The sequence below is a fragment of the Streptomyces katrae genome, from assembly GCF_000966975.1.
Classification (GTDB): Bacteria; Actinomycetota; Actinomycetes; order Streptomycetales; family Streptomycetaceae; genus Streptomyces; species Streptomyces katrae.
The window spans coordinates 1-10,208 of sequence record NZ_JZWV01000387.1 but is presented as its reverse complement, the minus strand read 5'-3'; the positions used below and the strand labels follow the sequence as shown (position 1 = coordinate 10,208).

Genomic DNA, 10,208 nt, shown 5'->3' with positions numbered 1-10,208 from the left:
CACACGGGTGGTGCCGGATCCGACGGCCGGGGCGACGTCGGGCCGCCGTCCGGTGTGTCACGTCCGGAGCGGCTCGACACGTCGCACCACGGACCTCCTCGCCGGCCACGACGGACTCCTGCCCCCGAAGCGCCCGGCCTCGCGCCCAGGTCAGGACCGCTCGTCCTCGGGGGAGCCGAAGTTGCCGTAGCCCTTCAGCTCGTGCGCCGTACGCCGGCTGCCGTCAGAGGGGAACGGCTGCCCCTCGGCCTCGCGGCGCTCCTCGGGACGCCGGGCGGCAGCCGGCCGTCGGGGCTGCTGGCCGGCGGTGGGCGGCTTCGGCTCGGCGGCGCGCCGCTTCACGCCCCACCACACCGCACCGACGAGCAGGACGGCGACGACCACGCCGAGCGCCGAGGCGAACGCGGTTCCCGTGGCGCTCATCGCGAGCGCGGCGGCAAGGTTCATCATGCTGCTGCTCCTTTCGACGGGCAGCGCCCCAGGGAGCCGTCGGCCCCGTCGGACGTTCTCTTCTCCAGGCCGCGGCTGCCCGCCGGAAGAGAGACGAAACGGCACGGCCGGCCCGGCCGTTGAGCACGCGCCCCGGTCACCGGGGCGCAACGGTCCGGGCGACCTCCGGCACCTCGGTCAGCCGCGCCTGCCGGCCCGGGCTCTTCAGCGGTCGCCGAGTGGCTCCCGCTGCCGGAAGGCGGCGCGGTAGGCGTAAGGAGAGGTGCCGGTGTGGCGGGTGAAGTGGTGGCGCAGGGTCGTCGGGGAGCCGAATCCCGTCCGGTCGGCGAGGAGCGTGATGGGCAGGTCGGTGGTCTCCAGCAGTTGCCGGGCCCGGTGGATGCGCGCGTGCAGGAGCCACTGCAGCGGAGTGGTTCCGGTCTGCTCACGGAACCAGCGGTTCAGCGTGCGGACGCTGATCCTGGCGTGGCCGGCGATGTCGGCGAGGGTGAGGGGCCGGTCGAGGCGGCTTTCCATCCACTGCATGACGGGCTGCAGGGCACTGGGATCGGCCGGGGCCGCGGGCCGTTCGATGTACTGGGCCTGGCCGCCGTCGCGCTGGAGGGGCATGACGATGCGGCGGGCGGTGGCGGCGGCGAGCGCCGCGCCGAGGTCACGGCGCACCAGGTGGAGGCAGAGGTCGAGGCCCGCGGCCACCCCGGCCGAAGTGATCAGGCGGCCGTGGTCGACGAACAGGACGGCGGGATCGACCTCGACGCGGGGATGGCGGCGGGCGAACTCCTCGGCGTACTGCCAGTGGGTGGTGGCGCGGTACCCGTCCAGCAGACCGGTGGCGGCCAGCGTGAAGGCGCCCACGCAGACCGAGGCCAGCCGGGCCCCCTGCGCCGCCGCCCGTGCCAGCGCGTCGGTGACGTCCGAGGGCGGCGGGGTCAGGAATCCGGCGTGGGCCGGGATGACGACGGTGTGGGCGCCCACGAGGCCCTCCAGACCGTACGGGGTGTCGATCCGGAAGGCACCGTGCTGGGCGGCGGTCGTCGCGCTGCGGCCGGGAGCGCAGACGCGGATCTCGTAGTGCACGGTGCCGGCGGCCTCGTTGGCCGTGCCGAAGACCTGGCCGGGCGTGGCCAGTTCGAAGGGGGCGACACCGTCGAGCGCGAGAACGGCCACCACTTCAACAGTCATGGCCAGAACTTAGCGCATGACGGCATTGTGGCCACTGGCCGGGCGGCGCGCGGGGCCGCACGATCGACGGGTTCCCCTACCGCACCCATGAGGAGTTGCCGCGATGGCCGTCGCCCTGCCCGCCGTCTACGACGCGTTCGACCTGCCCCGGACGGAGCTGGCCGCCCGCGCCCTGCGCTACGCCGAGGAAGCGGAGCCGGCAGTCATCTTCCGCCACAGCGTGCGCAGTTACCTCTTCGCCCGGGCGCTCGCGGACCACGACGGGATGAAGCCCGGAGCGGACTTCGACGACGAGCTGGTGTTCCTGGGCTGTGTCCTCCACGACCTGGGACTGTCGCAACCGGGCAACGGAGACCAGCGGTTCGAGGTGGACGGCGCGGACCTGGCAGCCCGCTTCCTCCGCGAACAGGGCACTGACGAGCACTCCGTGACGGTGGTGTGGGACGCCATCGCCCTGCACACGTCGGAGGGCATAGCCTCCCGCAAGGGGCCGGAGATCGCGCTCGCCCATGCCGGCATCTCGGTGGACGTCCTCGGACGGGGCAGGGAGCGACTTCCCGAGGGGTTCGCCGACCGCGTGCACACCGCGTTCCCGCGCGCCGACCTCGCCTACGCCATCACGGACGTGATCGTCCAGCAGATGCTGGACAATCCCGCCAAGGCCGGACCGCTCAGCTTCCCCGGCCAGCTCCTGCGCCGCCACCTGCCGGCCGGCACGCTGCCCGACTGGTACGACCTGATCGAAGGGGCCGGCTGGGGCGACCGCCCCACCACCGGCCTGCCGGGGCTCGCCGTGGTTCGAGACGCCGGCTGACATCTGCTCGCGCTGCGCTGGTACTCCGCGACGGTGGCAGGTGCCGTCCCCGCAGCAGAGGGGAAAACATGTTGGCCGCCCGCCGGTGAGCTGCGAGGATGCGGTTGTTTCCCAGCCGGAGGAAGTTTGTTCGTTTTCGTGTGTGCGGGGTGCGGCGCCGAGCTGACCGTCCCGCTGTCCCAGGTCTCACTGCCGGTGCACGCCCGTCAGCAGTACGGGAACGGAGCCCAGCTTCCGGTGCTCATGGAGTCAGGGACGTTTGCCGTGGACCCGGATCCCTGGGGAGGGCCGTGGCGGCTGTGGGACGAGATCGGTCCGGGCGAGGCCGAGGCACGCGGCATCCACGCGCCGGTCCGTGCCTTGTCCGACGGCACGCCCGGGGCGAGTGTCATCGCGCCCGGTGACATCCGTGGAACCCGGCTTCTTCCCGAGAAGCGTGGTGGTGCCTGCTGTGGCCTCGACGGGGCCGACGGGCCCAACATGGCCTGCCAGGCATGCGGTCTCCCCGTGGCGACCAGGGTCGACGACTGCTCGCTCTGGCAGATGGTGCGACTCGGGCCGGACGTCGTGCACCGCGTCCCCGTCGACGGTGTCCACGCCGCCCCCCTCTCCTGGGCGGAGCTGGCAGAGAAAGGGGAGAAAACGCCCCCGTTCGAGCCGATCGCCACGTGGGGAGGACGGCTGGGGCCGAACCACTACTGGTCCTGGAGTCCGCGGTGGGAGGCGGCAGCCGGCCACGCGCTCGCCCACCTGCTGATCGCCTCCGAGGGGCAGCCGGTGGAGGTCCCGGACGGCCTGACCGCGGACGTGTTTCAACGCGCGCTCGACACCCTGCTGCCGACAGGCACCCTGAAGCGGCGCGCCGTCCTGGCCGGACCGGGACGGTCCTCCCCGGACGCGGGCGTCGACATCCTCCTCGTCCCCGTCCATCCCCGGACGGGCCGGACCTGGACTCCTGCCGACCCGACCACACCGGCATGTCTGGTGCCCCTGCCGCTGGGGGTGTGGCTGTGGCTGGCCTCTCCCGAACCGGACTTGCCGGTTCCCGCGTCGGGCCGCATAGCCCACGACGTCCTCCGTGACGACCCGCTTCCGCTGCTCCCCCACCACCCGTTCCGGGCCGACCGCGGAACGTTCCACCACACCTTGGTCCGGCTACCAGCCGTGCGCAGCCCGTGGCTGCGCACGATCCTCGAGAACCTCACGCAGAGCACCTCGGCCGGCCTCTTCTAGCCGTCCGGCAATCGAACAGACGGGCCCGGCTATGCGAGGGACGACAGCGCGGCCGCGTCGAACTCCACGTACTCGATGGTGGCGCCGCCGGGGTGCCGCACGGTCAGGTTGCGGCCGGTCGGCACCTCGTTGGGGCCGTCGAGTATCTCCCCGCCGTCGCGCTCGGTGAGGCGTACGACCTGGTCGATCGACTCGACGAGCGCGGTGGCGTGCGTACCGCGATAGGGGGCGAGGGCTTCCTTTGTACCTGCCAGCAGCAGGAAGCCGCCGATGCTCGCGAGGGTCAGGTCGCGATAGGCGAACCGGAGCCGCGGCTGCTCTCCGGTGAGTTCCACGAAGGTCGGCAGTGCCACGTCCAGGTCGTCGACGTAGACGCGGGCAAGGGTGGTGAGTGCGGGCACGGCTTCTCCTAGATCATTTCGACATTCCCGAAACATCGAAGTGACCGCATACTACAGAGGTCCGCGATGTCACATGGAGGGAAGACGAGGAGAATCGATGGGACAACCCCACGACAGGGAGCGGGACTTGGCCACGGTCCTCCATGCCCTGGGTGATCCGGTCCGGCTGGCGCTGCTGCGCCGGATGGCGGAGCACGGTGAATGCGCGTGCAGCCCCGACGGCCTGGACGTGCCCCGGTCGACACTGTCCAACCACTGGCGGATCCTGCGTGAAGCCGGCGTCACGCGGACACGGCACGTCGGAAAGGCCCGCCTGATGACGCTGCGTCGCGCCGATCTCGACACCCGCTTCCCGGGGCTCCTCGACGCCGTGCTGGCCGAAGAGGGAAGGCGCGCAGGTGAGTTGGACGGGGCCGACGGGGCCGGCAGTTGCGAACAGGCCCCTCCGCCTCCCTGAAGCAGAGCCCGGCCCCGCCGGCGAGCAGAGCAGCCGGGGGAGGTGGGGCGCGGTTGGGTCCTTTCAGGCGAAAGAGAGGTCGACGGCCCACCCGCCCGAGGACGTCGGGCAATACCTGAGGCGACAGTTCCGGAACCCCCGGAACCCGCCCCACCTCGGGAGCAGCCATGGCCCACCACGCCGACACCTCCACCCCGGATTTCGTTCCCCGGGCCGCCGAAGCCGTACGGGAGCACCTGGCGGCGGCCACCGGGCTGCCCGCCTTCCTCGAGGGCGCCGGCACCCTGACGCTGGCCGAGCGCCGGCTCATCGTCGACCAGGCGCTGCTCATGCTGGACCAGAACTACGTCCACCTGCCGCTCAAGTCCGCCATGTACGCCGTCAACCCGGTGCAGCGCCTACGGGTGCTGCGCCGTCGGCTGGAGCAGCAGACCGAGGAGACGAAGCCCGTCGAATGGCTGTTCCACGCCGAGATGTCGGAGATCTTCCACTCGGTGCGGGACCTCCATACCAACTACCTCCTCCCCGACCCCTACCGGGGCAAGATCGCCTTCCTGCCCTTCCTCGTGGAGCGGTACGAGGACGCCCAGGGCGAGCACTTCATGGTCACCCACGTGGCCCAGGGCTTCTCCGCCCCGGGCTTCGAGCCCGGCGTCGAGATCACCCACTGGAGTGGAATCCCCATCGCCAAGGCCGTCGACCTCAACGCCGCCCGCTTTGCCGGCAGCAACGCGGCCGCCCGCCGCAGCCGCGGGATCCAGTCGCTGACCCTGAGGCCGCTGGCCATGCACCTTCCCCCGTTCGAGGAGTGGGTGACCGTCAGCTACCTGGACTCCGGTGCGACTCCCCGCGAACTGCGCGAGAGCTGGCGGATCGTGGACAACGTCCTCCTCCCGCCGTTCGTGGGCGCGGCGGCACCGACCGGCGCCGAGCGGGCCATGGGCCTGGACCTCGACATGGACGAGGCGAACCGTGCCAAGGTGATGCTGTTCGCACCGAGGGTCGTCGCGCGGCAGAGAGCCCTCGAAGCCGGCCTGGCCGCCGCCCCGGAAGTGAGGGCCGGTGAGATCTCCTCCTCGATGCCCAAGGTGTTCCGGGCCCAGGAGGTGCAGACGGCCTCCGGAACCTTCGGCTACATCCGGATCTTCACCTTCAACGAGCCCGATGTGGAGGGGTTCGTCAACGAGTTCATCGGTCTGCTCCGCCAGATGCCGGACCGCGGACTGATCCTGGACGTCCGGGACAACGGCGGCGGCGTCATCTGGAACTCCGAACTCGCCCTGCAGACCCTCACCCCCCGCCGCATCACCCCGGAGCCGACCCAGTTCATCAACACCCCGCTCAACCTCCGGATCTGCCGCAGGAACCAGGAGGAACTGGGCGACTGGCTGCCCTCCATGGAGCAGGCCGTCGAGATCGGCGCCACCTACTCGAGCGCGGTGCCCCTCACGCGCGAGGACACCGCCAACGCGATCGGCCAGCAGTACTTCGGGCCGGTCGTCCTCCTCACCAGCGCCCGCTGCTACTCGGCCACCGACATCTTCGCCGCCGGCTTCCAGGACCATCGCATCGGCCCCGTCCTCGGCACCGACGAGAACACCGGGGCCGGAGGCGCCAACGTCTGGGAGCACCGGCACCTCGTCGACCTCCTCACGGCCGACCCCGAGACGCCGTACCGGCCGCTGCCGAAGGGAGCCGGCATGCGGGTGGCGATCCGGCGCAGCCTGCGGGTGGCTGCCAACTCCGGCACGCCGGTGGAGGACCTCGGCATCACCCCGGACATCCCCTACCGGATGACCCGCCGGGACCTGCTGGAGGGCAACGCCGACCTGTTCGAGCGCGCCGGGGAGGTCCTCAAGGGCCTCACGCCGCACGTCCTGAGCATCACGGACGCGACCGCCGCCGACAGCGGGGCCCTGCGTCTCCTACAGCGGGGCCCTGCGTCTCACGGTCAAGGCCGTCAACGTCGACCGGCTGGACGTCTACGTCGACCAGCGCCCGCGCGCCTCCGTCGACCTCTCCGACGGCCAGGCCGATGTGACCGTCCCCGGCGTGGCCACCGCCCGCTCGGCCCGCGTGGAGGGCTTCGCCGGCGGGGAGCTCGTCGCCAGCCAGAGCACCCAGCTCAACTAGCCAGGTGGGGCCCGGCGCAGCCGCCGGGCCCCACCTCGACGCAGGCGGCGGGAGGTCTCCGCCGCGCCGTCCCGTCGAGCCGGGCAGGCCGTGCGGGCACGTCAGGCGCTGATCGCGGCGCCCGCTACGAGGCCGGGTCCGCCCACAGATCGGTGCTGTGGGCTCCGATGAGAGCGCTGATACGGGCGAGCGCCTCACCGACCGGCTGCGGGCCGAGCCGGCGTCCGTCGCGCAAGCGCAGGGCCACGTGACCGTCGGCGGCCTCCCTGGCGCCGATGACGGCCTGGTAGGGGACCAGGCGGGCCTCTCGGATCCGGGCGCCCAGGCTGCCGCGCTCCGGTCCCGCGATCCGGACACGCAGTCCCAGACCGGTGCAGTGGCGGGCGAGGGCCGCGGCGTCCGGCAGTTCGCTGTCGGAGATGGGGAGAACCACCAGCTGAGTGGGGGCGAGCCAGGCGGGGAAGGCACCGCCGTGCTGTTCGATGAGATGAGCGACGGCCCGCTCCACACTGCCGATGATGCTGCGGTGGACCATGACCGGCCGGTGTTTGGCACCGTCCGCGCCGATGTAGTGCAGGTCGAACTGCTCGGGCTGGTGGAAGTCGACCTGGACGGTGGACAGGGTGGACTCCCGGCCGGCGTCGTCGGTGACCTGGACGTCGATCTTGGGGCCGTAGAACGCGGCCTCTCCCTCGGCCGCCTCCCGGAGCGGTCGAGGACGTCGGTCAGCAGGGCGGTGGACCGCTGCCACTTCTCCGGCGCCGCGACGTACTTGCCGCCGGGCCCGGGGAGGGAGAGCCGGTAACGGGTCGGGGTGATGCCGAGTGCCTCGTACGCCCGGCGGATCATCTCCAGCGCCGCCCGCGCCTCCTCGGCGACCTGGTCCAGAGTGCAGAAGATGTGTGCGTCATTGAGCTGGATCGCCCGCACCCGGGTCAGTCCGCCCAGCACTCCTGAGGGTTCGGAGCGGTACATGCCGCCCAGTTCGGCCATCCGCAGGGGCAGTTCGCGGTAGCTGTGGGAGCGGGAGCGGTAGATCACGGCATGATGAGGGCACAGGCTCGGCCGCAGGACGACCTGCTCTCCGCCGAGGTCCATCGGGGGGAACATGTCGTCGCCGTAGTGCGCCCAGTGCCCCGAGATCTCGTACAGCTCCCGCTTGCCGAGTACCGGCGAGTACACGTGCTGGTAGCCCGCCCGCCGTTCGGCCCCACGGATGTACTCCTCCAGGGTGTGCCGCACGGCCGCGCCGTCGGGCAGCCAGTACGGCAGGCCGGCGCCGAGCAGCGGATCGGTGCCGAACAGGCCCAGTTCGCGGCCGAGCTTGCGGTGGTCGTGCACGGTGGTCATCGCGGTCTCCTCGCTGGTTGCGGGGCGAGCGACCGGGCCTACGACGAAGCCCCGGGGCACTTGCCCCGGGGCTTCGCATCAGATCATCTGTCAGCGCGCCGGGACACTCTCCGGCGTCGTCGTCACCATGGCAGCGCGCTTCATGGCGCAGAGGCTAGCAGGAGTACCCCGCTCCACACGATCATTTCCTCGGCCGGTCTCCGGCCGGTGAGCACCGCCGGCGGGCGGCTCTTCGAGGGGTCGCCGATTGACCCTCACGTGACGTGATGCCGCATAGTCGCCGCTGTGGAAGAGCGCGAGCACCTGACCGTGGGACGTGTGGCCGAATTGGCTGCGGTGAGCGTCCGTACCCTGCACCACTATGACGAGATCGGCCTCGTCCGGCCGTCCGCGCGGACGAGCGGGGGGTACCGGGCCTACTCGGCGGCTGACGTGGAGCGCCTGCGGGAGGTACTCGCCTTCCGGCGGCTGGGTTTCGGGCTGCGCGAGATCGCCGATCTGGTGGACGACCCGGCCACCGACCCGATCGCGCGCCTGCACCGGCTGCGCGGACTGCTGGTGGAGCAGCGGGACCGCACCGCCGTCATGGTGACGGCCATCGACAAGGAACTGGAGGAACGGGCCATGGGAGTCAGGACGACGACGCCGGAGGACCAGTTGAAGGTGTTCGGCGCGCAGTTGTACGAAGCGATCGGGTCCGCGTACCCGGCGACCCGGCGCACCGAGCCGCGGATCGCGGAGCGGATCTGGGATGCGCTCGGGGACGCGCGGACGGTGCTGAACGTCGGGGCCGGCACCGGCTCCTACGAGCCGCCGGACCGTGAGGTCACGGCGGTGGAACCGTCGGCGGTGATGCGGGCGCAGCGCCCGGTGGGCGCGGCGCCGTGCGTGGCAGCCAGTGCGGAGCGCCTGCCGTTCGCCGACCAGTCCTTCGACGCCGCGATGGCGGTCAGCACCGTGCACCACTGGCCGGACCCGGTCGCGGGGTTGCGGGAGATGCGGCGGGTGGCCCGGCGCGTGGTGGTGTTCACGTACGACGCCAGTACGACCGGCTGGCTTCAGCGGTTCTGGCTCACCCGCGACTACCTGCCCGAATTCGCCGGCCTTCTCGCCGACTGGCCGTCGCTGGCCGACATGACCCGCGCGATCGGGGGCAGCGCGGAGCCGGTCCTCGTACCGTGGGACTGCGCTGACGGCTTCTTCGAGGCCCACTGGCGCCGCCCGGAGGCGTACCTGGACGAACGGGTGCGCCGAGCGGTGTCGGTGTGGACCAGGGTCGGCCCCCGGGCCGAGCAGCGGGCGGTGAACATGCTCCGTGCCGACCTCGCCTCGGGCCGCTGGACCGAGCGCAACCGCGACCTGGTCGCGCTCGACGCGGCCGAACTCGGCCTGCGCCTGCTCGTCGCCTGAGCTCCACGTCCGCGAGAAGCCCCCCGGCCGGCCCGGTGAACGGGCGGGGGACCCCCTAGGCCTCAGGGTCGGCAGAGCCGCGTTTGTAGTGGCACCGGTAGGCGTAGGGGTCACCCCCGTCCGCGTAGACCGTCCCGTCTATCCGCAGTTCCCCGTGTTCCAGGAAGAAGTGCAGGATCTGGATGTCGGCGTGACCACTGAAGCTGAGCACCAGATAAGGCGGCAGGCCGGGATCCTTGTTGACCCCGTGCCATTCCCCCGCGGACGAACGGCGCGTCACCTGCGAATCCGGCTCGGGGCCGTCCCACTGGACCGGGAAATCCTTGCTGGAAAAGGTGTAATCGTCGCGTAGCCGAAATATCGGCGATCCGCACCTGGGCTCCCCGTCCCAGCGGCCGACCAATTCGGAATGGGTCACGGCCTTCGGAGTGATGACGGGTTTGCCCGCCCCGCAAGAGGACGGGACGAGCGCCGTCACGGCGGCAGTCGCCAAGCCGGCAGTCATCCGAAGCATGCCGAATTTCACGCTGTCTCTCCCCGCCGTGTCCTGGACGGCGCCCAGTATGCCGGGCGGTGGTCCGCACACGGCCCGGCCCCCCCCGCGCCCGGCAAAGAGCACTGGGCCTTGTCGGTGTCAGTCCGCGAGCCGAAGGCTGAACCTGTAGAAGATGTCGCCCACTTCGATCCAGCCGATCTGCCGGCAGCCCTGGTCGGTTCCGGCGCCCGAACAGTTGAATCCCGCGACGAGCATGCCGTTCAGTTCCCGGGAGTTCTCGTC

9 protein-coding genes and 1 pseudogene are annotated in these 10,208 nt (G+C 71.4%); 5 read left to right on the top strand and 5 right to left on the bottom strand.

Features of this window, described 5'->3' with window-relative positions:
* Positions 1-150 precede the first annotated feature (150 nt).
* Positions 151-450, bottom strand: a complete 300-nt coding sequence (locus VR44_RS15140) for a DUF6479 family protein (protein ID WP_045948006.1) — start codon at positions 448-450, stop codon at positions 151-153.
* A 204-nt stretch (positions 451-654) separates the two neighbouring features.
* Positions 655-1,632, bottom strand: a complete 978-nt coding sequence (locus VR44_RS15135) for a GlxA family transcriptional regulator (protein ID WP_045948005.1) — start codon at positions 1,630-1,632, stop codon at positions 655-657.
* Positions 1,633-1,735: 103 nt separating this feature from the next.
* On the opposite strand from VR44_RS15135, the gene VR44_RS15130 reads away from it, so the two are divergent.
* Both VR44_RS15130 and VR44_RS15125 read left to right on the top strand, forming a co-directional pair.
* Positions 1,736-2,446, top strand: a complete 711-nt coding sequence (locus VR44_RS15130) for an HD domain-containing protein (RefSeq protein ID WP_045948004.1) — start codon at positions 1,736-1,738, stop codon at positions 2,444-2,446.
* 126 nt (positions 2,447-2,572) lie between these two features.
* Positions 2,573-3,679: a hypothetical protein gene (locus VR44_RS15125; RefSeq protein ID WP_045948003.1), complete on the top strand. Its 1,107-nt coding sequence runs from the start codon at positions 2,573-2,575 to the stop codon at positions 3,677-3,679.
* A gap of 29 nt (positions 3,680-3,708) precedes the next feature.
* On the opposite strand, the gene VR44_RS15120 is transcribed toward VR44_RS15125, so the two are convergent.
* Complete coding sequence (locus tag VR44_RS15120) at positions 3,709-4,080, bottom strand: VOC family protein (protein WP_094191665.1); 372 nt, start codon at positions 4,078-4,080, stop codon at positions 3,709-3,711.
* 127 nt (positions 4,081-4,207) lie between these two features.
* Here VR44_RS15120 and VR44_RS15115 point away from each other — a divergent pair, with 127 nt between their 5' ends.
* Positions 4,208-4,537, top strand: coding sequence for an ArsR/SmtB family transcription factor (locus VR44_RS15115; protein ID WP_245691824.1), 330 nt, complete (start codon positions 4,208-4,210; stop codon positions 4,535-4,537).
* A gap of 167 nt (positions 4,538-4,704) precedes the next feature.
* Entirely contained in the window at positions 4,705-6,921 is a 2,217-nt protein-coding gene (locus tag VR44_RS48840; protein WP_107072517.1) for a S41 family peptidase, read from the top strand.
* On the opposite strand, the pseudogene thrS reads toward VR44_RS48840, so the two are convergent.
* Positions 6,807-8,011, bottom strand: a pseudogene (thrS, locus tag VR44_RS42595) (threonine--tRNA ligase); the annotation flags it as partial. The gene VR44_RS48840 and the pseudogene thrS sit on opposite strands and share 115 nt — an antisense overlap.
* Before the next feature lie 327 nt (positions 8,012-8,338).
* Between thrS and VR44_RS15095 the strand changes: the two are divergent.
* Positions 8,339-9,430: a MerR family transcriptional regulator gene (locus tag VR44_RS15095; protein WP_045948007.1), complete on the top strand. Its 1,092-nt coding sequence runs from the start codon at positions 8,339-8,341 to the stop codon at positions 9,428-9,430.
* Between the two features lie 55 nt (positions 9,431-9,485).
* On the opposite strand, the gene VR44_RS15090 is transcribed toward VR44_RS15095, so the two are convergent.
* Positions 9,486-9,956, bottom strand: a complete 471-nt coding sequence (locus VR44_RS15090; protein WP_157880306.1) for a hypothetical protein — start codon at positions 9,954-9,956, stop codon at positions 9,486-9,488.
* Between the last annotated feature and the right edge of the window lie 252 nt (positions 9,957-10,208).